25 protein-coding genes are annotated in these 23,255 nt (G+C 58.9%); 7 read left to right on the forward strand and 18 right to left on the reverse strand.

Annotated features, from left to right (window positions below; translation table 11 throughout):
- Positions 1–3: 3 nt before the first annotated feature.
- From tssK to tssB, 8 genes are all read right to left on the reverse strand, one after another.
- Positions 4–1,338 carry a type VI secretion system baseplate subunit TssK gene (gene tssK, locus QPL96_RS11330; protein WP_303287482.1) on the reverse strand — a complete coding sequence of 445 codons (1,335 nt, stop codon included), beginning with the start codon at positions 1,336–1,338 and terminating at the stop codon, positions 4–6.
- Positions 1,338–1,871 carry a type VI secretion system lipoprotein TssJ gene (gene tssJ, locus QPL96_RS11335; protein ID WP_064229634.1) on the reverse strand — a complete coding sequence of 178 codons (534 nt, stop codon included), beginning with the start codon at positions 1,869–1,871 and terminating at the stop codon, positions 1,338–1,340. Before tssJ ends, tssK begins: the two co-directional genes overlap by 1 nt.
- Complete coding sequence (tagH, locus tag QPL96_RS11340) at positions 1,868–3,205, reverse strand: type VI secretion system-associated FHA domain protein TagH (RefSeq protein ID WP_303287483.1); 1,338 nt, start codon at positions 3,203–3,205, stop codon at positions 1,868–1,870. The genes tssJ and tagH overlap by 4 nt, the downstream gene beginning before the upstream one ends.
- A 20-nt stretch (positions 3,206–3,225) precedes the next feature.
- Entirely contained in the window at positions 3,226–4,242 is a 1,017-nt protein-coding gene (gene tssG, locus QPL96_RS11345) for a type VI secretion system baseplate subunit TssG (protein WP_303287484.1), read from the reverse strand.
- Positions 4,206–5,978 carry a type VI secretion system baseplate subunit TssF gene (gene tssF / locus QPL96_RS11350; protein ID WP_303287485.1) on the reverse strand — a complete coding sequence of 591 codons (1,773 nt, stop codon included), beginning with the start codon at positions 5,976–5,978 and terminating at the stop codon, positions 4,206–4,208. Before tssF ends, tssG begins: the two co-directional genes overlap by 37 nt.
- 251 nt (positions 5,979–6,229) lie before the next feature.
- Positions 6,230–6,670 (reverse strand): type VI secretion system baseplate subunit TssE, encoded by a 441-nt coding sequence (tssE, locus tag QPL96_RS11355; RefSeq protein ID WP_303287486.1) that lies wholly within the window; start codon positions 6,668–6,670, stop codon positions 6,230–6,232.
- Positions 6,671–6,673: 3 nt separating this feature from the next.
- Entirely contained in the window at positions 6,674–8,176 is a 1,503-nt protein-coding gene (tssC, locus tag QPL96_RS11360) for a type VI secretion system contractile sheath large subunit (protein WP_303287487.1), read from the reverse strand.
- Between the two features lie 55 nt (positions 8,177–8,231).
- A complete protein-coding gene (gene tssB / locus QPL96_RS11365; protein ID WP_303287488.1) occupies positions 8,232–8,729 on the reverse strand; it encodes a type VI secretion system contractile sheath small subunit in 498 nt (165 codons plus the stop codon).
- Between the two features lie 270 nt (positions 8,730–8,999).
- On the opposite strand from tssB, the gene QPL96_RS11370 reads away from it, so the two are divergent.
- Complete coding sequence (locus QPL96_RS11370) at positions 9,000–9,260, forward strand: acyl-CoA-binding protein (protein WP_303287489.1); 261 nt, start codon at positions 9,000–9,002, stop codon at positions 9,258–9,260.
- 133 nt (positions 9,261–9,393) lie between these two features.
- Positions 9,394–9,711 carry a site-specific integrase gene (locus QPL96_RS11375; protein WP_303287490.1) on the forward strand — a complete coding sequence of 106 codons (318 nt, stop codon included), beginning with the start codon at positions 9,394–9,396 and terminating at the stop codon, positions 9,709–9,711.
- Between the two features lie 8 nt (positions 9,712–9,719).
- Here the strand turns inward: QPL96_RS11375 and QPL96_RS11380 are convergent, their stop codons facing one another.
- Both QPL96_RS11380 and greB read right to left on the reverse strand, forming a co-directional pair.
- Complete coding sequence (locus tag QPL96_RS11380) at positions 9,720–10,193, reverse strand: hypothetical protein (RefSeq protein WP_339752058.1); 474 nt, start codon at positions 10,191–10,193, stop codon at positions 9,720–9,722.
- A gap of 114 nt (positions 10,194–10,307) precedes the next feature.
- A complete protein-coding gene (gene greB / locus QPL96_RS11385) occupies positions 10,308–10,823 on the reverse strand; it encodes a transcription elongation factor GreB (protein ID WP_303287491.1) in 516 nt (171 codons plus the stop codon).
- Positions 10,824–11,121: 298 nt separating this feature from the next.
- Between greB and QPL96_RS11390 the strand changes: the two genes are divergently transcribed.
- Positions 11,122–11,403, forward strand: a complete 282-nt coding sequence (locus QPL96_RS11390) for a hypothetical protein (protein ID WP_303287492.1) — start codon at positions 11,122–11,124, stop codon at positions 11,401–11,403.
- Here QPL96_RS11390 and QPL96_RS11395 read toward each other — a convergent pair.
- From QPL96_RS11395 to ftsY, 7 genes are all read right to left on the reverse strand, one after another.
- A complete protein-coding gene (locus tag QPL96_RS11395) occupies positions 11,397–12,887 on the reverse strand; it encodes a HAMP domain-containing sensor histidine kinase (protein ID WP_303287493.1) in 1,491 nt (496 codons plus the stop codon). The two genes, QPL96_RS11390 and QPL96_RS11395, sit on opposite strands and share 7 nt — an antisense overlap.
- Entirely contained in the window at positions 12,874–13,554 is a 681-nt protein-coding gene (locus QPL96_RS11400) for a response regulator transcription factor (protein WP_117619081.1), read from the reverse strand. The genes QPL96_RS11395 and QPL96_RS11400 overlap by 14 nt, the downstream gene beginning before the upstream one ends.
- Positions 13,555–13,856: 302 nt before the next feature.
- Positions 13,857–14,768 (reverse strand): NAD(P)-dependent oxidoreductase, encoded by a 912-nt coding sequence (locus QPL96_RS11405; protein WP_303287494.1) that lies wholly within the window; start codon positions 14,766–14,768, stop codon positions 13,857–13,859.
- A gap of 230 nt (positions 14,769–14,998) precedes the next feature.
- Positions 14,999–15,859 (reverse strand): RNA polymerase sigma factor RpoH, encoded by an 861-nt coding sequence (gene rpoH / locus QPL96_RS11410; RefSeq protein WP_303287495.1) that lies wholly within the window; start codon positions 15,857–15,859, stop codon positions 14,999–15,001.
- Positions 15,860–16,054: 195 nt separating this feature from the next.
- On the reverse strand, positions 16,055–17,065 hold the full coding sequence (ftsX, locus tag QPL96_RS11415; protein WP_303287496.1) for a permease-like cell division protein FtsX: 1,011 nt from the start codon (positions 17,063–17,065) through the stop codon (positions 16,055–16,057).
- Positions 17,062–17,745 carry a cell division ATP-binding protein FtsE gene (gene ftsE / locus QPL96_RS11420; protein WP_303287497.1) on the reverse strand — a complete coding sequence of 228 codons (684 nt, stop codon included), beginning with the start codon at positions 17,743–17,745 and terminating at the stop codon, positions 17,062–17,064. Before ftsE ends, ftsX begins: the two co-directional genes overlap by 4 nt.
- 29 nt (positions 17,746–17,774) lie before the next feature.
- Positions 17,775–18,902 (reverse strand): signal recognition particle-docking protein FtsY, encoded by a 1,128-nt coding sequence (gene ftsY, locus QPL96_RS11425; protein WP_303287498.1) that lies wholly within the window; start codon positions 18,900–18,902, stop codon positions 17,775–17,777.
- Positions 18,903–19,064: 162 nt separating this feature from the next.
- Between ftsY and rsmD the strand changes: the two genes are divergently transcribed.
- Positions 19,065–19,715 (forward strand): 16S rRNA (guanine(966)-N(2))-methyltransferase RsmD, encoded by a 651-nt coding sequence (gene rsmD / locus QPL96_RS11430; protein ID WP_303287499.1) that lies wholly within the window; start codon positions 19,065–19,067, stop codon positions 19,713–19,715.
- A 68-nt stretch (positions 19,716–19,783) separates the two neighbouring features.
- On the opposite strand, the gene QPL96_RS11435 is transcribed toward rsmD, so the two are convergent.
- Complete coding sequence (locus tag QPL96_RS11435; RefSeq protein WP_303287500.1) at positions 19,784–20,962, reverse strand: fatty acid desaturase; 1,179 nt, start codon at positions 20,960–20,962, stop codon at positions 19,784–19,786.
- A 138-nt stretch (positions 20,963–21,100) separates the two neighbouring features.
- Here QPL96_RS11435 and mutM point away from each other — a divergent pair, with 138 nt between their 5' ends.
- The 3 genes from mutM to yrfG all read left to right on the forward strand — a co-directional run bounded on the left by mutM (position 21,101) and on the right by yrfG (position 23,218).
- Positions 21,101–21,913: a bifunctional DNA-formamidopyrimidine glycosylase/DNA-(apurinic or apyrimidinic site) lyase gene (mutM, locus tag QPL96_RS11440; protein WP_303287501.1), complete on the forward strand. Its 813-nt coding sequence runs from the start codon at positions 21,101–21,103 to the stop codon at positions 21,911–21,913.
- Positions 21,914–22,099: 186 nt separating this feature from the next.
- A complete protein-coding gene (locus tag QPL96_RS11445; RefSeq protein ID WP_303287502.1) occupies positions 22,100–22,432 on the forward strand; it encodes a hypothetical protein in 333 nt (110 codons plus the stop codon).
- A 96-nt stretch (positions 22,433–22,528) separates the two neighbouring features.
- Positions 22,529–23,218 (forward strand): GMP/IMP nucleotidase, encoded by a 690-nt coding sequence (yrfG, locus tag QPL96_RS11450; protein WP_303287503.1) that lies wholly within the window; start codon positions 22,529–22,531, stop codon positions 23,216–23,218.
- Positions 23,219–23,255 lie beyond the last annotated feature (37 nt).

Genomic DNA, 23,255 nt, shown 5'->3' on the forward strand with positions numbered 1-23,255 from the left:
GATTTAGCTCCTGATTGCCCAGAACTGCATTTCCATGCCCGGGAAACTGCCGGCCACGTGGAACGCGAAGCCGCTGGCGTTGTCGAGCATCTGCCAGGCCTGGCTCTGGTCGTCCAGGCGGAAGTACACGAATCCGGCGTGATACGGCAATTGCCGGGGTGCAACCGGCAGCGCAGAGAGCGGAATCCCTGGGAGTTGAAGGCTGATGAGGTCCCGTATCTTCTCCACCGAGGCCACCTTGCACTGCTGGGTGAACTGCTTGCGCAGATCGTCCAGCGGCATGTCGGCTTTGACCGCAAGAATGAATTCCGCATCCCGGACCAACTGGGCGTCCTGAACCGGCGCCACCGTCAGGCCGTACTGGCGCTGCTGAAGCTGGATAGCCAGAGCCCGTGGTTCCAGCACGGTACTCAGGGACTGTCGCAGAACCTGCATCAGTGGCGTGAAACAGTCTTCCGGCAAATCGTGATCATAGGCCGGGTACTCTCTGGGCAGGCGTCCTTCATCGGTGAAGGTCACCAACTCTCCACACAGCTCGAGCAGGGCTTCGAACAGCCGTTCAGGATGCAACTGGCGCAGGCGAGCCAGATGCATGAACCTGGGATGGGCCCGGTTCAGCATCTGCAGCAGCATGAAATCCGCCACATCCGCAACACCGCCCTGGCCAGGGGCACCGACACGCTCGGCGATATTGCGTGCCCGCTCCCGCATCAGGCCCGCCATTTCCCCGACAAATCGCTGCAGCCTTGGTGCCGCTCGCACACTCAGCATGGTCGGGAGGAAGTTCGGGTCCATCACCAGGCTTCCGTCCGGGCGCTTCTCAAGAATCCGGCCGATGGCCAGGGCCGCATAGGCGCTGCGATCTTCCCTCTCCAGCATCAGGCGGGGCGCCACTCGGCCCACATCAATGGCGTGGGCATCGCCGTCAATCGAATGCAGATCCCGGATTTCCCGGGAGTCGGCACGAAACCGGCCCGCCACGGGGGCGTCCGGCCATTCCACTTCGGCGAGGCTGTCACTGCCCAGTGGCAGGGCCAGGTACACGATCTGATTGGCCACGGAGGCATCGGTGATTTCCATCGGCTCGGGCATCACATCGTCCTGGGGCAGGCTAAAGCGGGTGCCATCCGGGAACAGCCCGGATGCCCGCACCAGGCCAACCCGGCCGAAACTCAGGTACTCCGCATTCAGTTCCAGGTCGCTGAAGCCGTACAGATAATCGGAGATCGCGAACGCCCGTTCATTGATCTGGTGTTCCAGATATCGCTGCTGTTGCTGGAAGTGTTGTGGCTTGATAAACAGGCCATCACTCCACACGACTCGATTGGTTACTGCCATCAGGTGTCATCCGAATGCTTGAGTTGAACTTCCCGCTCCCGCAGGTTCACCAGCAGGTTGTAGCGGCCTCCGATCGGGTCCACCTTAACCACCTTCTTCCACTGGGACAGGTTCGGATAGGCGTAGAAGGCGATCACACCGATAAAACGCGTGTCCTGGCCGATCTCAAAGGGCTCAATGAACTTGAACTGGCCCGGCACCAGGGAATAGTCGCTGTGGTCCACATAGTTCTGGCCCAGGGACGACTCCAGGTCACTCAGAAGCTGGTCAAAATCCCCGGCCATAAGCAGAGAGCTGTCGCGCATTTCGATGATCTGAAACGCGATGGGGGTGGGCGCCAGGGATTCGTTCGGGTTTACATCCGGTTCGGCCACCATGGTCAGCCCTACCCGGCTGGGGAGATCTTCCGGGTATCCCACCGGGATATCCGGATCCCAGAGCACTTTTGCGGTTTTGGTGACGGCGTTATAGGGTGTGCTGCATCCTGCAAGCACGAATACGATGGCCAGCAAACTCCATTTGCAGGTCTTCACAACGGGTTCTCCCTCTGTAGTTGACGCAGGTTTTGGTCGTAAGCCTGTTCGAACACCTCCTGGAACAGGCGCTCGAATCCCTGCTGACGACTGGATTTCAGTTCACGGTAATAGTGCTGGTACATCTCCCAGGCCCAGCGTCCCTCATCTTCATTCGGGCGCAGGCCACGCCGGTATCCGTGAAAACGGCGTAGCAACGCCTCGGGTGAAAAGGCATGCAGGATGGCCTCCAGCGCCTCGCTGATAGCAGCGTGGGTTGCCTGCTGATGATGATTCAGACTCTGCAGGCTCTCCCGCACCGCCGCCGGTGCCGACAGGTGAACCGGGCTGCGGTGACCGGCGAACAGGGTCTGCACTGTGTCTTCATAAGACTCACCCAGACGCAGTGGATTGTCTTCAAGGGGTTGCAGACGGGTCCTCAGCGCCCGATGCCGGCTGTCTTCTCCCAGGTGCAGGGCCAGCAGACCTTCCATGGTGGCCTTAAGGGTTTGCCCGGCCTCCTCCAGGAACAGTCTCATCTCGTCACTGTCGGCAAAGTCCAACCCGGCTTCCATGCCCCGCAGCAGAGGGGCACCACTGATGTGTTTGCTGCTCTGATCTGGCGCATCCCGGCGATCATTGGTCTTTGTGGTCTCAGACATCCTGTCTCTCTCTCCTTTGCGAACAGGTAAGCCGAGCGCCACGTCGCGGTTTTCACGGTATTCATCCGACACATTCCTTTCAGCGGCATACCAGGAGGCGTCACTGGCCATCAGGGCGTCGGTATCCGGCTCTTCTTCCCCGGGCTGTCCGGTCCAGGGCGCCAATGGATCGTCACTCAATGCCGCCCCGGCAACCGGAGCCAGTTTCTGTAACGGCTCCGGATCCTCGCTCGGACCCATGGGGTCCGAACCCCGGACCAGTTGCCCCTCGCCCACATCAACCAGGCGACTGGCCTGCTCTGCCTCACCGCTCTCAATGACTGTCTTACTGCTCCCAATGAATGGCTCCGAGACGGCCTCGGCCAGCTCGGCACGAAGTCGGTAGCGTCCGATACTGACGGTATCGCCATGCTTCAGTCGTGCCCGGCGGCCCCGTCCCACGGGCTGACTGGCGCTGTTGATGTAGGTCCGGCCACTGCGATCAATCAGGCAGAAGCCACCATCCAGAAACCGGATTTCCGCGTGGCCGGGAACCGCGCCTGTTCGCTGGGACGACAATCGCCAGGTATCACTGGCTGCCGTGCCGATGGAGCCGCCGCAAACGCTGAAACAGTGTTCGATGGTTGCACCACCGCCGGCAACGGTCGGATTGGCAACGGTCAGTTTCAGGCCCGCGGCCTGTTGTTCTTCCATGAGTGCCTTCCCTGCCGGATCTACCGGCGTATCTGAATCCGGACCGCCGGCCGGCGCCGGGCCTTGTCCGGGGTGACAAAGGAATTCCAGCCCAGCCGCACATCCTCACCCAGTTGCATGGGGCGGATGTCCTTTGGGCGCATCTGGAGTTCCAGGTCGTAGGCCAACTGCTCCCGAGTGGCGAACTCCACCAGTTTGACCAGGCGCTGGTGATCCTGGCCATTGGGCAGGAAGTCTGCGAATCGTTGCCGGCTGAGGTTCCGCAACCTGAGCACGAACTTGCCACTGCGATCCCGAATGGCCGATCCCACCAGAATGTCGTTGCCCAGACAGGCGTTAACCTGCCCCAGCCGGGTCTGCTGATCGCTGGCGATGGCCACCTTGCGCAAGACCCACTGCTCAATGCTGACATCATCCAGATCAAAACAGTGGGCCACGATGCCACTCACCACCTCTGGCGACCGGCTGCGGCCCGCCATCAGCCCGGAATAAGCCAGCATCCTGGACCAGTTCACCGGCGTAGCCTCCCGCAACCGGCTATCGCCGAGGCCCACCAGGGCAAAGATCAGTTCCGAAAAACCGTCCGAGGCGCCCGGCTGAAACCGAACGTAGTAGCGGTACTTGCGCCACGCCCGATGAAACAGGGTGACCAGGCGATGGTTGAAGAAATCGAGAAAATGGCGGCGAATGCCCAGATTCTGGCCCGCCTCCCAGGCCAGATCCTCCAGATAATAGCCCGGCAACGGCGACTGGGAACCGTGCAGCCCCAGAAAGCTGACTTCCATCTGATAGGGCGCATGCTCATGCTCCGGCGACAGCGCCGAGACCACATCGCTGCCGGGAAAGCCCAGTCCCGCGGAGGCGGAAAACCGGATCCGCTGCTGGTGGGGCTGATCGTCGCTGGTTCGCTCCAGATCATCCCCATGATGCCGGTGAATCAGGTCCACCAGCTGGAAAAAGCTGTATCGCCGCGCATTGCCGAGAACGGGTTGCAGCCCGGCTACATCAGCGGCTGCTGACCTTGCTGTAACGTCCATGTGTACCGTTCCTGATTGTCGGTGTTCACCACTTCCAGTTGGTGGAATGCATTAATGCTGGCATACAGGGCAAAGAACTGGCTAAGAACCGTGCCGAACAGGTAAAGATCACCCTCAGAAGCAAAGGCCTGCTGGTCCAGCTTCAGCACCGAGCGGATGCCCCGCACGGGCAGCCCTTTCACCATCCGGTCCACCGGGCTTGTCTCGATGCCCGCGATACCGGCCAGACGCTTCCGGGAGACCCGCTCCGCCTGGCGGTCCACCAATGCCCGGAAGTCGTAGACCCGTAACACCGTGCGCAGGGCATCCACATCCAGCATGGACAGATAGTTGAGGGACAGATTGGATATCAGCGTCCACAACAGGCTGCCGTCGAGGGTTGGCCGCAGGGTCGCAGTGGGCCGGGTAATATTACCGAATGTGGCAAACGCCGGCGTACTCTCGGTCGCCATGCAGATTTCGCCCACTGCCAGCTGGCTCGGCAACTGGCGGTTGGTGCAGGTCAGCGTCAGGGAAATCGCTTCCTGCCGGCTCAGACACTCGGACTCGTCACCCCGGACGAACGACATGTAATGATCAAAGCCGTCGCCGCGAACACTGTTCCTCGCCCGAACCCGGTAATACAACGCCGTACGGCCCCGATCCCGCTCCACCTCATGCTGGAAACTCTCGAAGGCGGTGTAGATGCGCGGCTCGCCGCGCCCGGACCGACCCTCGAGCCAGCCTTCCACCTGCTCGATGCTGAATACCTCAAAATGGTCTGGCGAGCGGCTGGACGGTGAAATCCGGTATTCGGTCTGCCGGCCGTTAAGGTCCACCGGTTCGGCCTCGTGGGTAAAGAGGTTCACGGCCGGCGTGCAGTACAACTGAAAATGGTCTTCCTGCACCCTGGCATCGGGTGGCAGTCTCCGGCTGAAATGGAAACGCAGGCTGATTTCGTCCGCCTGCACGGCCGGCAGCCGACCTCCGAGACCCTGAATATCCACAAAGCAGAAGGCCTCGGGGAAGCTGAGATATTCCTGCAAAATGCGGTACCCGGGGTAGGCATTCTTGGGGTACGGCAGCAACCCTTCGTCATTGCCGAAGCCGACCGGCTGCAGCAGCGAGGCAGGCAGGCGGTAGATCGATTCACCCACCACCAGTTCGATCCGCTCCAGATAGTGGTTCAGCCAGAGAAACAGGGTTTCCGCAATGTGGCTCTCGCCGCCCAGGTAAAAACGCAGGCTGTCCATGCCCAGGGATGAGAGTGGTTGATCGGTATGCAGCGCCAGGTCCACGGTCACCGAGGACACTTCCTGTGAATGCTCAGCATGAGCCGCGGCCACGCTCACGGGAAACACGTCCACAGCCCGGCAGGTCCGGAACCGGCACTGGGTCTGGCGGGTGGCGTCGCCCAGGGGCCGGCTCTTGATCTCGGTATGGCGGTCCACCCGCTGGTGTTCGCTGATGGCATGCAGTTGCGGGTCAAAGCGCATGATGGTGCAGCTGGGCATCGGGCGCAGGTAGTTCGGCCACAGCATGTTCAGCAGCGAGTGGGTGATTTCCGGGAATTCGTCCTCAACTTTTTCACGGAGCTTGCCGGTCAGAAAGGCGAAGCCTTCCAACAGCCGTTCAACATCCGGATCGGTGCTCTGCTCCGAAAGAAACCTTGTCAGCTGTGGATAGGCATCCGCGAATTCCCGGCCCTGAAGCCTGAGAAAACTTAGCTCGTCCCTGTAGAATCGGTTCAACTTCATCGGTATTACACCATTGCCAGGCCAGAGGGGGTGGAGGTGCTTTTCTGGCGGGGAAAAGATGTCTGAGCGCAGTGAGTTGCTTTTTCCCAGAAGAAGAGTACCTCCGCCCCCTCTAACTCCGAGCATGGCCAGGGGTACTTCCCAGAAGACGCTTCAAGCCCGTCCATGGGACGCTTGGGCTCCGCCATCCATGGCTTCGCACACTTTTGGGAAGTACCCCTGGCCATGCTCTCATCCTTGCCTGTTACTACTCACATCACTCGATAGTAGCGCTTGTCGTCCAGTACCAGGTCAATCGTGGTTCTGTCATCGCTTCCTGCAGTGTTCAGATACACCGTCACCTGAAACCTCAGTTGCAGCGGATCAGGCCCCTGGGGAAGATTGACGACGTCTACCCGCTTCACCCTCGGTTCAAACTTCTCGATGCACTGTCGGATCGCGCTGCGGATCTGGACGCTCAGATCGTGGGTGCCGAGTGTGGCGTCGTTGAAATCCAGCAACCCCAGGTCCGGTACGCTCGCGCTGTTGCCTGGGTGGGCGTTCAGCAGGCGGACCAGGTGGCGCTTGATGGATTCAACCACATGGGTGACTTCTCCCATGCTCTGGCCGGCCGGTGCGGCGGCCTGCTCCAGTCTCTCGAACAGGCTGCCGCTGTTGGCCTGCGATCCGTCGCTGGCCGGGTGATTGAACACCGATTAATCCTTGTCCAGCCGGCCAACCAGTGACAGTTCGAAGTTGGCGCCCATGTACTTGAAATGCGGACGCACGGCCAGGGAGACCTGGTACCAGCCTGGATCGCCTTCCACGTCGGATACCGTGACCTGAGCGGCACGCAACGGGCGACGGCTGCGGACATCCGCCGGCGGGTTTTCCTGGTCGGCCACGTATTGGCGGATCCAGGTGTTCAGTTCCCGCTCCAGGTCCTGGCGTTCCTTCCAGGAGCCAATCTGTTCCCGCTGCAGCACTTTGATGTAGTGGGCCAGGCGGTTGACGATCATCATGTAAGGCAGTTGGGTCCCCAGCTTGTAGTTGGTTTCCGCCTCCTTGCCTTCCTTGGTGTTCGGGAACTGCCTGGGTTTCTGCACCGAGTTGGCGGAGAAGAACGCGGCGTTGTCACTGCCCTTGCGCATGGTCAGGGCGATGAAGCCTTCGTCGGCCATTTCGTATTCGCGGCGGTCGGTGATCAGCACTTCGGTCGGAATCTTGGCTTCGAGCTGGCCAAAGGATTCGAACAGATGAACCGGCAGGTCTTCCACCGCACCACCGCTTTGCGGGCCGATGATGTTCGGGCACCAGCGATACCTGGCGAAGCTTTCGGTCAGGCGGGTGGCCAGCAGGTAGGCAGTGTTGCCCCACAGGTAATGCTCGTGGTCGGCGGACACGTCTTCCTTGTAGTTGAAACTGCGCACCGGATTTTCGGTGGGGTCGTAAGGCACCCGCAGCAGGAAGCGGGGTGAGGTCAGGCCCAGGTAGCGGGCGTCTTCGGACTCTCGCAGGGAACGCCACTTGGCGTATTTCGGACCTTCGAAAACCGCTTTCAGTTCCTTGATAGCCGGCAGTTCCTGGTAGCTGTCGACGCCGAAGAACGAAGGCGCAACGGAGGACAGGAATGGCGCATGGGCCATGGCGCCGACGGACGAGACATACTGCAGTAGCTTTATATCCGGTGTGGACGGGGTGAACCCGTAGTTTCCCACCACCGCGCCGACCGGCTCACCGCCGAACTGACCATACTCTGTGGAGTAAATGTGCTTGTAGAAACCGGTCTGGGTAACGTCGGGGGCGAACTCAAAGTCTTCCAGCAATTCGGTCTTGGTGGCGTGGAGAATGTCCACCTTGATGTTTTCACGAAAGTCCGTGCGATCCACCAGCAGCTTCAGGCCACGCCAGGAGGATTCCAGTTCCTGCAACTTAGGCGCATGCAGGATTTCATCCATCTGGGCGCTGATTTTTCGGTCCAGCTCAACCACCATCTGGTCCACCAGCGCCTTGTTGACTGGCTGGCCTTTTCCATCGCTTTTCAGCAGGTTGGCAATAAACGTTGCCACCCCTTTGCGGGCGACATCGTAACCCTCATCCGCCGGTGCCATGCGGCTGTTGGCCATGATCTGGTCCAACAGAGAGCCTTCAGCCCCTGATTGAATAGCATCTGCGGCGGATTCGGAGGCAGCAGATTGCTGCACGGCAGTATCAGACATACCACATCCCTTCAGTACGTTTTGAATTGAGTCGGAGTTTTTGACGGGCGTCCGCTTACTCGCCGCTGTCCGTGGCCAGTTCCAGTTCAGCCAGCAGTTTGTCCCTAGCGCCATCGTTGTCCAGCAGTTCCTGTAGTTTGGACCGGAACAACGGCACGTTACCCAGCGGGCCCTTGAGGGCCACCAGGGCCTCCCGCAGTTCAATCAGCCTGTTCAGCTCAGGCACCTGACGGGCAACGCTGTCTGGGGAGAAATCATCAAGGGTCTGGAATTCCAGGTTCACCGGCAGCTCGCCGGCGCCCTCATCCAGCTTGTTGGCAACGGTAGTGGAAAGGGTCAGGCCGGCTTCTTTCATGACCGAACGAAAGTTGTCCTTGTCAATGGAAATGGCCTTGCGATCTTCGATGGGGGTTTCTTCGGCGTGTCCCTTGAAATCGCCAACCACGAACATTTTCAGCGGTAGCTCGGCTTCAGCCTGCTGATCGCCGGTGGCGGGGACGTACTTGATATTAATGCGCTCTTTCGGCGCGACGGAACCGTCTCTAGAAGACATGTGATTGCTCCCTGTGCAAGTCTTTTGCAATTGTTCAATCCCTTGTACGCACCCTCCCGGCGCGCAACGAACAAGACTCTACACAGATCATTTGCCTTTCTCAAGCAAAAGCTGGCCAGTATTCTTCCGGAATGTGCGCCCGGGCAAGCTTTTGCCAGAATACCTCTGTTTCACCGCCCGTGCAGGGGTACAGAGCCAATGACGGAGCATCTGGCTGGGGCTATACTCGCCCAACTGACAGGAACAAAGTGTAACTATTAGGAGATCAACATGAGTGACCTGAAAACCCGCTTTGACGAAGCCGTCAACCACATCCAGACCGCTGAGGGCGACTTCAAACCGTCCAATGAGATGAAACTGGAGTTCTACGCGCTCTACAAACAGGCCACCGCAGGTGATGTGTCTGGCAAGCGCCCGGGCATGATGGATTTTGTCGGGCGGGCCAAGTTTGATGCCTGGGAAAAACTCAAGGGCATGTCCGGCGACGATGCCATGCAGAAGTACATCGACAGGCTCGAATCACTGAAGTAAGCCGCACCGCACCCCGGGTCCCGGTCAGGAGCCTGATCGGGATCAATCCCCTCCCAAAAGTTTTGCGACGGTCAAAAGACTGTCATAAGATGCACGCACTATAACAATACCAATTCATCAGGAAGAGTTTCCCATGGACATCACCGAGGCGCTGGAACAAAGCCAGCCGGGCCTTGTGGGCCGGGTCAAGGACGCCATCCGCAAACATCAGCTCAATCAGCGTTCCGAACAGACATACCTTCACTGGATCACCCGGTTCGTGCTGTTCCACGATCCGAAGGACCCGGAAGCCCTGGCCAACGAGGACCGCCAGCTGTTTCTGGATTATCTGAGTGATCGCCTGCGGGTATCCCGGGCGCGATTCAACCAGGCCAGTCAGGCTCTGGCATTCTTTTACGAGGACGTGCTTGGCAAGGCGTCGATGGACAGTTCCGGCTGTGCCGCTGCCTGAAACCAGCTTCAGCGCCCGGTCATGTTGATGTTCAGGGCGTCGTAGGTGCGGTTCTCGGCCGGGCGGATCAGGTAGTTGTTGCCATGGGTCTGCCCGGGAATGGACTTGGGATTACTGAACCGGAACTCCGCCGGAATCTCGGAGCGGCCCAGGTCGGTACGGCTGTCGCCAGGCTGAAGCGCCAGAGGGTACAGATAGAAATCTTCTTCAGTGCGAGGCGGTACCGGCACATCGACTGCCGGAGCCGCAAGGCCGCCCTCAATCACGGTATTCGCCAAGACTTCTTCCTCAATGGAGCGAAGCGGAATGGTGTGAATGGTCGACCGCTCTTCAAACTGGAAGGCGCGAACCTCGCTCTCTGCGGATGTCGCTTCTTCCGCCAGGGCGAAAGCCGGAGACATCAGCGCTGCCGCCAATCCGGCCAAAGCCAGCGAATGACTGGCGTTCCTTTCCGTTTTTTCGCATTCTGAGCGCATACCCATGATGACATTCCCGGCTGACAGATCCTTGCCTGCACACATCGCGTGACAATTTTTGGTCAGTCTATCGTCAATGCACACCGATTTCCCGGTCAGTCGACGATTCTGTGACGCTTTTCACTTGTCGCCCGAGGGCTCCGGATAGCGGATGCCAACCACAAACAGGGATTTCCAGCCCTCCGGAGTGCAAACATTCACCTCATCGTCGAGGCGCTTGCCGATCAGGGCCCGGGCCAGAGGCGAGTTGATGCTCAGATAGCCTTTATCCAGATCAAATTCATCCGCCCCTACCAGTCGATAGGTTTGCTCGTCACCATTCTCATCTTCCACCGTCACCCAGGCGCCGAAAAATACCTTGTTGCGATCATCCGGCAACCGGTCCACAACGGTCAGCTCTTCCAGCCGCTTGCCCAAAAAGCGAACCCGGCGGTCGATTTCCCGTAACTGCTTCTTGCCGTAAATGTACTCAGCATTCTCGGAACGATCACCAAGGGCAGCGGCTTCTCTCACTGCCTGGGTCACTTCCGGCCGCTTCACCTTCCACAGGTACTGCAATTCGTCACGCAGCGCCCGCTCACCGTCCGGGGTGATGTATCTTGGGCGCGGAGCACCATTTCCGGGGGCCTCGGTCATCGGTTCACAACGTCCTGTGCCTGTATGAATAAAAAAACCAGGGTACAAAAAAACCCCGTAAAAACGGGGTAAGGCTAGCGCTGTGCTGGAGGGAGAAGCAAGCAACAATGCGTGCAGGCTTCCAAAGCTACAGTATCCATTATGCACAGCGAGCATTACACCGGCGTGGCCGAGGAATTACCTTTTGGTCAGGGAAATGGCCGGCCCTCTCCCCCGGGAATTAGGTTGCACACTCTAGGGGTAAGGCATAGCTTTGGCAAAGTAACTTTTTACAGGTTCCAGTGACGGAGATACCGACATGAATACTCAAAAATTGTTGAATATGGCACTTAATGGCGTAGACGCCGTGGGTTACAGGCTGGACCAGCTCGGCATCACCGGCAAGGTGAACCGCCATAACATTGCAGCCTTTGTGATGGCCGAGCAAAAGCATCTGGAGGGGGAGTGGGACAGTATTCAGGTGCGGGTGAATCGCCGCCGCTCACAGGTTGAAAAGATTACCCACCAGATTGAATGCCGCACAGATGCCCTGGTAAGCCCGGTACTGTCGAGGATTAACCGGTTCCGTGCCAGTCAGTGAGTTTCTGCGCCAGTGGATTCTGTTGCGGCTGGGGCTTCCGCTCCCGCTGAGTCCGATGGCTGTTCTGCCTGCGCTGCCCGGGTCCGTCTGCGGGCCTCGGTAAAGGCAGGCATCCGGACGGTCACAGTCAGTCCGGGCAACGCGTCCCCCGGGTAGGTATCGCTCAGAACAATCCGGCCCTGATGAATTTCCGCAACCGCACTCACCAGGCTCAACCCCAGGCCGTTACCTGGCAATGAGCGGCTCTTGCCAACGCGATAGAAACGCTGGAACACCTGATCTTTCTCGGCATCGGGAATACCGATACCACTGTCCCGAACCTCGAAGATCGCCTCGGCACCTTCCTTTCGCACGGCAACACCAATAACTCCGTGTTCCGGCGTGTATTTGATCGCGTTATCGATCAGGTTGCTGACCATCTGGAACAGCAGGTCCCGGTCACCTTCGATCATCACGCCGCTTTCCAGGGACTGCTCAAAGGACTGGTCTTTATCCTCCGACAGCGCCTCATAGAGTTCACAGGCGTCGGTAACCAGTTCATCCAGCGATACCGGTTTCATGTCAGCCGCGTTGCCCCGGGTTTCAAGCCGGGCAATCCGCAGCAAGGCGTTGAAGGTTGCCAGCAACTGATCGGCCTCGGCCACGGCGCGGCCAGCCTGTTCCCTCGCTTCATCGTTATCGACCGACATCAGGGTATTTTCAAGTTGGTTCCGCAGGCGGGTCAGGGGGGTGCGAAGGTCATGGGCAATGCTGTCGGAAACGTGCCGGATGCCTTCCATCAGATAAACAATGCGGTCCAGCATCTGGTTAAGGTTTTCCGCCAGCTGGTCAAAATCGTCGTCCGTTCCGCGGGTAGGAATTCTCAGGGACAGATGGCCATTCATGATTCGGCGGGAGGTATTGTTGATGACCTCAATCCGCCGGGTCGTGCTCCGGCTCATCAAAAAGCCACCCAGCAGGGCGAGCCCCAGGGTGATTCCCATCCCCCAGTTGATGGCGGTTTCAATCACCCGTTTCAGGTTGGTGAGCTCATCCACATCCCTGCCCACCAGCAAACGCAGGCCACCCTGAACTTCAAAAATACGGGCACGGGCCAGGCGCTCAGGGCCTGTCCAGCCAACGGACTTATCCAGGGTAAAATTGATCCAGCCGCTTTCGGACCGGCTTCCTTCGGGCCAGGTCTCGATGTTACCGGCGAGCTTGAGGAAGTCGTCGGTGGTCAGCAGATAAATGGATTTGGCATTGGGATCGCGGGCAACGCGCTCGCGAATGATAGTGATCAGGCCGTTGACACCACGGCCACGGTACTGCTCCGCCAGACCGGCGATTTCCGCTTCAATGGTTTCGTCGGTCTGGGCGGTCATGAAGCCCGCTGTACGCCAGTAAATAAAGGCCAGCAGCAGAAACACCGAGGTGGCAAACACCACCATGTACAACAGGGCCAACTGAAAAGACGAGGTCCTGAGCTGGCTAAGCAGTTTCACGTAACATGTACCCTGCACCCCGGATGGTTTGCAGTAAGGGGGTATCGAATTCCTTGTCGATCTTGGCTCGCAGCCGGCTGATATGCACGTCTATGACATTGGTCTGGGGATCGAAGTGGTAGTCCCAGACTTTCTCCAGCAGCATGGTCCGGGTGACCACCTGGCCGGCGTTGCGCATCAGATATTCCAGCAACCGGAATTCGCGGGGCTGAACATCAATGTTCTGGCCCGCTCGCTTGACGGTCCGGGCCAGCAGATCCATTTCCAGATCCGCCACCCGCAATACGGTTTCGGTTTCCGCCGTCTGCCGATTGCGTCGGATCAGGGATTCGATGCGGGCCAACAACTCGGTGAAGGAAAACGGCTTGGTCAGGTAGTCATCACCACCGCCCCGCAGGCCCTCAACACGGTCATCCACATCACCCAGGGCGCTCAGAATCAGAACCGGCACCTGGTTTCCGGTAGCCCGGACAGTCTTGATAATAGACAGCCCATCCATCCCCGGCAGCATGCGGTCCACAATCATGATGTCGTAGTCCTCACTGGCCGCCATCATCATGCCTTCCTTGCCGTCGGCCGCATGGTCCACCACGAAGTCGGATTCCTTCAGCCCTTTGACAAGATAATTTGCTACGTCCTGATCGTCTTCGATTACCAGCGCTTTCACCGGCTCTCCTCCCGATAGCGGATTACATTGACCACGATTTCATTGACCACAAGGGTACGAAGAACTTGGCAAGCCGGCCAGTTACCATCTTGTAAGAGGGTGTCGCCTATGGCGACGGTCAACCCTTACCCGCCATCCAGCCCAGACTGCCGCCCGTGGCGCCTGGGGGCCGATACTCGGCACTTACCTAACCTTCATAACCCACGCTGTCGATGGCCGCAAAAAACATTCAAAAATGTTAATCTTCCCGGCACCCGATTGAACAGCATGGACAGGCTGGCAGCAAAACAGAGTAGGTGTGGTTACTCCTTGGGGCCGCGGCCAAGGGAGCCAAGGAGTGCGCCGTTCAGTTGCTCCAACTCCAGCAGCAGGCCGCTGTGGTCGACCTCACTGTGGCCATTGGCGACCAGCGACAGATATTCATTATGGGTCTGCTGAGCCAGCGGCAGAGTTAAACCTTCTGCGCGAGCCTCATCCAGAATCATGCGCATATCCTTAAGCTGAATACGGGCCGGAGCACCGGGCGCGAAATCGCGGTCAATCATCCTCTGGCCGTGCAATTCCAGAATCCGGCTGCCGGCAAAGCCACCCAACAAGGCTTCCCGAACCGCCGCCGGATCCGCTCCGCCCCTGGCCGCCAGCAATAATGCCTCGGACACGGCGCCGATAGTAATCCCCACAATCGCCTGGTTGGCCAGCTTCGCCAACTGGCCAGATCCCACAGGGCCAATCCTCGTGCACTTGCCCAGCACCTCAAACACCGGCCGCGCCCGGTCCACATCCGCCTCCGAACCCCCGGCCATGATGCTTAGACGGGCCTCAGCCGCGCCCACCGTGCCCCCGGAAACCGGCGCATCCACATAGCCAGCACCCCGCTCTGCAACCAGCTCGCCATGGTGCCGGGCCACGGAGGGTTGAACAGAGCTCATATCAATCACCAGCGCACCCGGCTTCAGGGCCCCAAGCACCCCCTGCGCCACCAAAACCTGCTCCACCACATCGCTGTTCTCCAGCATGGTGATCACCACATCGGCAGCGGCAACCGCCTCTGCCGGAGACCCGGCAATCAATGCCTCCGAGGCAAACAGCGCACACTTGCTGGCAGTCCGGTTCCACAAAGTCATCGGGAAACCCGCGTTCAGAAGATTTCGGGTCATCGGCGCGCCCATCAGGCCGATACCCAGAAAGGCAATATGAGGACGATTTGTAGTCATTTTTCAGGCCTTAACACCAGAAGTTCGAGAAGGGATTGGGTGGGCCTTTCCAAAACCGCGCGGAGGGCGGAGCCGAGCGTACAGGGACGTATTCACAGCGTGTTTTGGAAAGGCCCACCCAATCGCTTCTGCCCCCAGGTAAAGTTTCCGATTATACAAACAAAAACGCCACCAACCGGAACCGGTGGTGGCGTTCTTAATTGCGCAGCCCAGAAAGCCTGGCCGATAAATCAAGCCGCCTCAGACATCTGCACGCGGATCTTCTTCATTGCATTCTTCTCAAGCTGCCGAATCCGCTCCGCAGACACGCCATACTTATCCGCCAACTCATGCAATGTCGATTTGCTTTCAGACAGCCAGCGCTCCCTCAGGATGTCCTGGCTACGCTCGTCCAGCTGCTCCAGAGCCTCCATCAGGCGGCCATTGGAGTCCTCTGACCAGTCGGAATTCTCCAGTTGGGTGGCCGGATTGCTACGGGTGTCTTCCAGATAATACGCCGGCGCCTGATAGGCATTATCCTCGTCATCGTCCATCGGACCATCGAACGCCGTGTCATGGGAGGCCAGCCGGCCTTCCATTTCCCGGACGACCCTGGGCGCGACACCCAGATCTTCCGCCACTGCGTTCAGCTCATCGTGACTGAGCCAGGCCAGCTTTTTCTTCTGGCTGCGCAGATTGAAGAACAGCTTGCGCTGGGCCTTGGTGGTGGCCACTTTCACAATACGCCAGTTACGCAGGATGAACTCGTGAATCTCGGCCTTGATCCAGTGCACGGCAAAGGACACCAGTCGAACCCCGTACTCAGGGTTAAAGCGCTTGACTGCCTTCATCAGGCCAACGTTGCCTTCCTGGATCAGGTCTGCCTGTGACAGGCCGTAACCGGAATAGCTCCGGGCAATGTGGATCACGAAACGCAGGTGTGACATGACCAGGTAACGGGCTGCGTCCACGTCGCCTTCATAATGGAGCCGCTCGGCCAGTTTCCGTTCTTCCTCCGCGGTGAGCACCGGAATGCGACTCGCAGCCTGAATGTACGACTCGAGATTTGCGCCCGGAACCAGTCTGTCAACCAGCTGTAAACTCGTACCCATGCTTTAACCTCCGAACCCGACGGTCCTTAAATATACCAATTACGCGTAAGGCCGCCAAGAACCTCAAAAGTTCCCAAACTTCCCAGTAAAACCTTATGAATCAGCTATCTGGAAAATTCACCGTGACTTTGTGGTTGTCAACAGTACCTCAGCGGATGCTGTTTCCACAATACGGTTTTCCCGTTATCCGGATCATTAGCCTCCGGCAATATCGCCCGGCTCCATGTCATCCAGATGACGCTTCACCGCGACCCAGGCGCCAAGCCAGCCTAGCAGCATCGCTACAATAATCAACGCCAGCGCACCATCAAAGTTCAGACCGTTGAGCGAGAAATCACTGCGGTACAGGCCTGCCAGCCGCTCTATGGGCCCGCTGAGCCACCATAAGGAGAGCTGCAACAATATCAGTGCCACTACCCCACCACCCAGACCGAACCAGGCGCCGGTATAGAGAAAGGGCCTGCGAACGAAGCTGTCGGTGCCGCCCACCAGTTTGGCAACGAGAATTTCATCCCGCCGGCTCTCGATCGACAGTCGCACAGTATTGCCGATCACCAGCACCACCGCAGTCGCCAGCACGACAGCCAGCGCCCAGACGGCCCGGGCCAACAGATCGGTCATGGCGTTCAGGCGCTGCAACCAGCCCAGGTCCACCTGAACCCGATCGACGCCCTCCATCCCCTCCATAAACCGGACCAGAGCTTCTACACCTTCCGCAGAACGGGCACCCTCCTCGGGCGTCACCAACAGGGTGTGCGGCAAGGGATTTTCTTGCAGGTAATCCAGGGCATCTTCAAGCCCGGACGATGCCCGGAACTCCTTCAGCGCCTGGTCGCGATCCACCAGGTCGACACGGGCGATCCGTCCATCTGCGGCCATCTCATCACGGAGCTCGCGGGCCTGTTCCAGGGGCACCTCCAGGTCGATATAGGCGGTCACCCGCGCACTGCTCTCCCAGCCAGCACTCACACCCTGAAGACTGGTCAGCAATAATAGCAGCGCGACCGGCAGCGCCAGCGCTACCCCCATCACTGTCCAGGTCATCAGACTGGCAACCGGGGTGCGCCCCAGACGCCGGGCGCTGTCCCGGGCCACCTTGCGGTGGTGGGTCAGGTAGCTTCCCACCTGCTCGCGCCATGCCGGGCGTGCCCTGTTTGCGCCACGGGCCTGCTCCGGCTTTCGTCGTAGTCGGGGGTCAGCGGTCACTCACACCCCCCCGCCACTGGTGCGCCACCCGCTGTCAGGCGACCGTGGTCAAGCGTCAGGGTCCGCCGCTCCATTTTGTTGATCAGGGCAATGTCGTGGGTCGCGATCAGTACGGTAACACCCACCTGGCTGAACTGACCAAAGAGGTTCATGATATCGGCAGACAACGCCGGATCAAGGTTACCGGTCGGCTCATCCGCCAGCAGGACCGGGGGTTTGTTCACCACAGCCCGGGCAATACCCACCCGCTGTTGCTCACCACCGGAAAGCTGCATCGGGTTCATCTTTTCCTTGTCCAGCAACCCCACCTTGTCCAGGGCGGCCCGAACCCGGCGCCCGGTATCCCTGGGGGATGCCCCCATGACTTCCAGAGGCATGGCCACATTATCAAAGACTGTACGGTCGAAAAGCAGCTGGTGGTTCTGAAATACCACTCCGATGTGGCGGCGAACGTAGGGTATCTGGCGGCGCGGCAAGCGGTTAAGTAGCTGCCCGCCAACGATAACCTCGCCGGCACTGGGGCGCTCCATCACCATGATGAGTTTCAGCAGGGTACTTTTACCGGCACCGGAGTGGCCGGTAAGAAACGCCAGCTCACCGCGCTCCAAGCCAAAATTGACCTGGCGCAGGGCGGTGTGATCGCTGTCGTATCGCTTGGTGACCTGACAAAACTCAATCATGGGCGGCTACCGCTGGGCTTAACTCCAGGCTATTCGTCAAACAGGGCACCCACAAAGGTCTCGGCATCGAAACTGCGCAGATCATCCACCTGCTCACCAACACCGATAAAGCGGATGGGCAACTGCAACTGGCGGGCAATGGCAAACACGATACCGCCCTTGGCGGTGCCGTCCAGTTTCGTTAAGGTAATGCCGCTCACGCCGACCGCCCGCTGGAACACCTGGGCCTGGCTCAGGGCATTCTGGCCGGTGCCTGCATCCAGCACCAGCATCACCTCATGGGGCGCGGATTCGTCCAGCTTTTTCATCACCCGGACAACTTTCTCAAGCTCGTTCATGAGGTTGTCCTTGTTCTGCAATCGCCCTGCGGTATCCGCAATCACCACGTCCACGCCCCGAGACTTGGCAGACTGGATCGCATCAAAGATGACCGATGCACTGTCAGCGCCGGTATGTTGCGCCACCACCGGTACGTTGTTGCGCTCACCCCAGACCTGCAACTGCTCGACCGCCGCGGCACGGAAGGTATCGCCAGCGGCCAGCATCACCGATTTGCCTTCGTTCTGAAATTTCTTGGTGAGCTTGCCGATGGTGGTGGTCTTACCCACGCCGTTTACACCCACCATGAGAATGACGTAGGGGTTCCTGGCGGAGTCAATCTGCAGCGGCTTGGTCACGTCTTTCAGCAAACCATGCAGTTCATCCCTCAATGCCTTGCGCAGGGCTTCCCCATCCTTGAGCTGATTGCGCTCAAGCTTGTCGGTGAGCGAGTCAATGATTTCAGAGGTAGCGGTAACACCAACGTCTGCCATCAGCAGCGTGGTTTCGATTTCCTCCAGCAGGTCTTCGTCAATTTTTTTGCTCAGCGAGAACAGGTCCGACAGCCCGCCGGCCAGGCTCGCCCGGGTCTTGCCCAACCCCTTCCGGATACGCTCGAAAACGCGGGCCTGAGGCTCGGGTTCCGGTTCCGGCTCAACAGCGGCAGGCGGTTCGCTCTCGCCCTTGTCCGGCTCCGGTGCCGGCCCTTTGGCAACCTCCGGCTTGCGCTGTGGCACCGGTTTCGGGCGCGGTGCCCGGCTACGGTTACCAGCGATATCAAGGACAAATACGAGCACAAGAAGGGCCAGAAGGCCGATTGAAATCCACTCTGCCGTCATAAAGTCAATCCATCAGTCTGAATGGGCGGGACAATCAAAGCCGACATTCTAGCAGACTGTCCCGTTGAAGTGAGGGCCGCCCCGATTATCGCGCCGGTCCCGGTTTCCGGTAAGATGCGCGCTTGTACCCCAATGCAAACACGCACCCGTGGAGCCGCGAACATGGCGCGCAGAAAAACCGCAAGCCAGAGCCCTTCAAAAAGAAACCCGCCCAATCGCGGCCCGGCGTCGGCACGCAAAGACGGTGGCACCGGTGAACTGCGGATCATAGGTGGCGACTGGCGCAGCCGGAAACTGCGCTTTCCGGATGCCGGTGGCGTTCGGCCCACGCCCGCCCGCACCCGGGAGACCCTCTTCAGCTGGCTTGCCTTTCAAATTGTCGGCAGTGACTGCCTGGATCTGTTTGCCGGATCTGGCGCACTGGGGCTGGAGGCACTTTCCCGGGGCGCTGCCACGGCTACCCTCGTGGACCACACCCCGGCATTGGCCACAGCCTTGAGAGACAATCTCAGACTGCTTAAATCCAGCGGCGGTGAAGTGGTCTGTACCGAGGTTGAAAGCTACCTGAAACAGAGAAACCGCCCACCGTTTGACATTGTGTTCATGGATCCACCTTTCCGCCAGGGCTGGCTGGAAAGGCTGTTCCCGCTCCTTGCCCAACAGGAATGGATCAGGCCCGGGAGCTGGATTTACGTGGAACACGAAAGCGAGATCCCAACCCCTGCCGCACCAGGCACCTGGCAGTTGCATCGCCAGAAAAGCGCTGGCCAGGTGACCTATTCCCTGTTTCGGGTAAAAGATGGGGTCAGATGAAAATGGGGTCAGATGAAATTTTCATCTGACCCCATTTTCATCTGACCCCGCGTTCGGCTTTGCGGCACTCAGCCCGAGGGCCGCAGAGAATAGGCCCTGAGGTGTCCGGCAAACTCTTCCAGGTAGCGAATGCCACTGGCTTCCGCTTCCCGACACCACTCCATCAGAGCGTTGAGTTTGTCCTGGGGCCTGAGACCACGCTGACGCCAGAGAGACTGCAACTCATGACTTTTCTCATAGATCTGGCGCAGCACCGGATTTCGCTCCAATGCGGACTCCAGGGTCTCCTTTTCTGTCGGCTGAATCTGTGTGACTTCACGCGACAGCAGCCGTTTGAGCTTCCGATACCTGGGACGAACTTCATCGTCCATAAGCACCTTCTGCTGGCGCAGCACGGGCTCCATCACCCGCTTGCGGTACTGGCGCATGATATCAAACCGGTTATTGGCAATAGCCTGAACGGTTTCCACGTCAACATTCATCTTGCCGGGCACACGATGGGCAATCGGGCGGAACCCTTTCGGCTTCGCCAGTCCGAACAACTGGAACAGCCGGATGTAACCCCAGCCGATATCCACCTCGAACCAGCGACGGGACAGCTTGGAGGAATTCGGGTAGGTGTGGTGGTTGTTATGCAGCTCTTCGCCGCCAATCAAAAGGCCCAGCGGGCTGATGTTGCGGGCGTTATCGGCACATTCATAGTTGCGGTAACCCATCCAGTGGCCGATACCGTTCACCACGCCAGCGGCCCATACCGGGATCCACATCATTTGCACCGCCCAGATCCAGATGCCATGAACACCGAACAGCGCCAGATTGGTGACCGCCATCAGGGTGATGCCCAGCACCCGGTACCGGCTGTAGACATTGCGCTCCACCCAGTCTTCCGGGGTACGCTGGCCGTATCTCTCAAGGGTCTCTGCCGTTGCCGATTCGGCATAAAGCTCGGCGCCCTGGAACAGAACCTTGCGGATACCCAACACCACCGGGCTGTGAGGGTCTTCCTCGGTTTCGCATTTGGCGTGGTGCTTGCGGTGAATAGCGGTCCACTCCTTGGTATTCTGGGCGGTGGTCAGCCACAACCAGAATCGGAAAAAGTGTTTCAGGGCCGGATGCAGATCCAGCGAATTATGCGCCGAATGGCGATGCAGGTAGAGCGTTACGCTGACAATCGTGATGTGGGTCATCCCGAGCGTAACCAGAATGAGCTGCACCACCGACAGGTCAAAAAGACCATTAAACCACATAGCAAATCCTCAAAATCCTAAACTTTGGCGTAGGGCCAACCCGGACACTTTAGCGTACAGCTGTAAGCCACAACAACCGCATTTGGCTGCGAAATTGTTACTGATTACACTTATTCCTTTTCCTGCGGAGGCTCCCCTTTGCCCGAACTGCCTGAAGTCGAAACCACCCGCCGCGGTATTGCGCCCTATTGCGAAGGCCAGGCCATTGCAGGTGTTACGGTGCGAAACGGTGGCCTGCGATGGCCTGTACCGGCGGATCTGGGCGAAAGGCTCAGGGGACAGGTGATAAGAAGTATAGGCCGGCGTGCGAAATATTTGTTCCTCAATGTGGACCAGGGAACGGTGATTGTTCACCTGGGCATGTCCGGCAGCCTCCGGATCATTACCGATGACACACCACCCATGGCCCATGACCATATTGACCTGGCACTGCAATCCGGTGTCGTCCTGCGGTTCAACGATCCCCGGCGCTTTGGCTGCTGGCTCTGGGCTGACTCCGTCACAGATCACCCGCTGATCAGCCACCTTGGGCCTGAACCTCTGGCGCCGGAATTCAACGGTGCGATGCTTTTCCAGCGTTCCCGAGGCAAGAACGCCCCGGCAAAGTCTTTTATCATGGACAATCACGTGGTGGTGGGTGTTGGCAACATCTACGCCAATGAAGCCCTGTTCAAATCGGGCATACACCCCCGGCGCAAGGCGGGTCGCATCAGCCTGGACCGCTATCACCGGCTGGCTGAGGCCATTCGGGAGACCCTCAGCGCAGCCATCCTGATGGGCGGCACCACCCTGAGAGATTTCGTCAACAGCGACGGCAAACCCGGCTACTTCGCCCAGTCCCTTCTGGTGTATGGCCGTGGCGGAGAAAACTGCAAGGAATGCGAAACCCCGCTGAAAGAAATTCGCATGAACAGCCGTGCCACGGTTTACTGCCCCCGCTGCCAACGCTGAACACTAACGAAAATGCACATTCCGCAACGGAAAATCGTTTGAAAATACGCAAATATGATTCATAGTTAACAGAGGATTAACGCCCACGGTTTACAATGGAACTGTATCCTCTCGATGCGATTCCGGTGCCATTTTCTTTGGAGACAGCACCTATAAAAGGGCCAAAAAAGCTCAGGAGACAGTACGATGACCCGCAAGATTTCCCGCACCCTGGTGGCCACTGTGGCGGCCTGCCTGTTGGCATTTTCATCCCTCGGATACGCTCAGGCTGTGGATGAATCCCCGTCAGCGTTGGCAATGGCCAGCGACGCCGTTTTTATTCGACCGGCCCTGCTGGCAACCACCATCGTTGGCAGCGCCGTATACCTCGTGTCACTGCCGTTCTCCCTGTTGGGCGGTAACGCGGATGAAGCCGGTGAAGTGCTGGTAATGGGCCCGGCGCGCGCCACTTTTGTACGCTGTCTCGGCTGCACCCGCACCGGCCGCAAGCCGGAAACGATTGAACCGGCCAACAACTGATTCCAGACCCGGCGGGGCAGCCTCCGTACTATCACGGCTTGCCCCTGCGCAAAATCTCCGGCAGCCTGAAGGAAAATTTTCAGGCTGTTTTTGTGTATGGTTGATTGGTCTTCCCTGGAAACGGTGTTCCTTGATATGGACGGAACACTGCTGGATCTGCATTTTGATAACCACTTCTGGCTTGAGCATCTGCCGGCACGCTATGCCGAGCAACATGACCTTCATCCCCAGGATACCAGGGACTGGCTGATCCCGATGATCATGGCCGAACGCGGCTCCCTGAACTGGTATTGCACCGACTACTGGAGTGAACGGCTTTCCCTCGACATCACCAGCCTGAAAGCGGAAGTCGGGGACCGGATCGGTTACCGGCCCCACGTAACCGATTTTCTTGACGCCCTTCGGGCATCCGGCCTGCGCTCGGTCATCGTCACCAACTGTCACCCGGATCCTCTGGCCCTGAAGCTCCGGCGGACCGGTCTTGAAGCGCGGGTCGATGACATTGTTTCCAGCCACCGGCTTGGCAAACCCAAGGAAAACCCTGAATTCTGGCAGGATCTTCAGGGTCTGGCGCCTTACCGGGCCGAAACCACCCTGATGGTGGACGATAGCTTTCCGGTACTGGAGAGCGCCCGAAGTGCGGGCATTGCACAATGTCTTGCGGTGCTGGCACCAGACAGCCAGCAACAGGCCCGGACCCGGCACCGGGAGATACCCGGCATTCACCACTTTGACGAAGTCCTCCCGGCCCTGAGAAAGCGCTCACCACTGCCATCCGGCCGATGACAGGGTTATAATCGGATCGTAAGCCCATCAGGTGAGG

This window comes from Marinobacter sp. SS8-8, assembly GCF_030540945.1.
Taxonomy (GTDB): domain Bacteria; phylum Pseudomonadota; class Gammaproteobacteria; order Pseudomonadales; family Oleiphilaceae; genus Marinobacter.

Coding starts and splice junctions, on each gene's coding strand:
- tssK (WP_303287482.1), bottom strand. CDS start 1,338: ATGGCAGTAACCAATCGAGTCGTGTGGAGTGATGGCCTGTTTATCAAG.
- tagH (WP_303287483.1), bottom strand. CDS start 3,205: ATGGAAGAACAACAGGCCGCGGGCCTGAAACTGACCGTTGCCAATCCG.
- tssG (WP_303287484.1), bottom strand. CDS start 4,242: ATGGACGTTACAGCAAGGTCAGCAGCCGCTGATGTAGCCGGGCTGCAA.
- tssF (WP_303287485.1), bottom strand. CDS start 5,978: ATGAAGTTGAACCGATTCTACAGGGACGAGCTAAGTTTTCTCAGGCTT.
- tssC (WP_303287487.1), bottom strand. CDS start 8,176: ATGTCTGATACTGCCGTGCAGCAATCTGCTGCCTCCGAATCCGCCGCA.
- tssB (WP_303287488.1), bottom strand. CDS start 8,729: ATGTCTTCTAGAGACGGTTCCGTCGCGCCGAAAGAGCGCATTAATATC.
- QPL96_RS11370 (WP_303287489.1), top strand. CDS start 9,000: ATGAGTGACCTGAAAACCCGCTTTGACGAAGCCGTCAACCACATCCAG.
- QPL96_RS11375 (WP_303287490.1), top strand. CDS start 9,394: ATGGACATCACCGAGGCGCTGGAACAAAGCCAGCCGGGCCTTGTGGGC.
- QPL96_RS11380 (WP_339752058.1), bottom strand. CDS start 10,193: ATGGGTATGCGCTCAGAATGCGAAAAAACGGAAAGGAACGCCAGTCAT.
- greB (WP_303287491.1), bottom strand. CDS start 10,823: ATGACCGAGGCCCCCGGAAATGGTGCTCCGCGCCCAAGATACATCACC.
- QPL96_RS11390 (WP_303287492.1), top strand. CDS start 11,122: ATGAATACTCAAAAATTGTTGAATATGGCACTTAATGGCGTAGACGCC.
- QPL96_RS11405 (WP_303287494.1), bottom strand. CDS start 14,768: ATGACTACAAATCGTCCTCATATTGCCTTTCTGGGTATCGGCCTGATG.
- rpoH (WP_303287495.1), bottom strand. CDS start 15,859: ATGGGTACGAGTTTACAGCTGGTTGACAGACTGGTTCCGGGCGCAAAT.
- ftsE (WP_303287497.1), bottom strand. CDS start 17,745: ATGATTGAGTTTTGTCAGGTCACCAAGCGATACGACAGCGATCACACC.
- ftsY (WP_303287498.1), bottom strand. CDS start 18,902: ATGACGGCAGAGTGGATTTCAATCGGCCTTCTGGCCCTTCTTGTGCTC.
- rsmD (WP_303287499.1), top strand. CDS start 19,065: ATGGCGCGCAGAAAAACCGCAAGCCAGAGCCCTTCAAAAAGAAACCCG.
- QPL96_RS11435 (WP_303287500.1), bottom strand. CDS start 20,962: ATGTGGTTTAATGGTCTTTTTGACCTGTCGGTGGTGCAGCTCATTCTG.
- QPL96_RS11445 (WP_303287502.1), top strand. CDS start 22,100: ATGACCCGCAAGATTTCCCGCACCCTGGTGGCCACTGTGGCGGCCTGC.
- yrfG (WP_303287503.1), top strand. CDS start 22,529: ATGGTTGATTGGTCTTCCCTGGAAACGGTGTTCCTTGATATGGACGGA.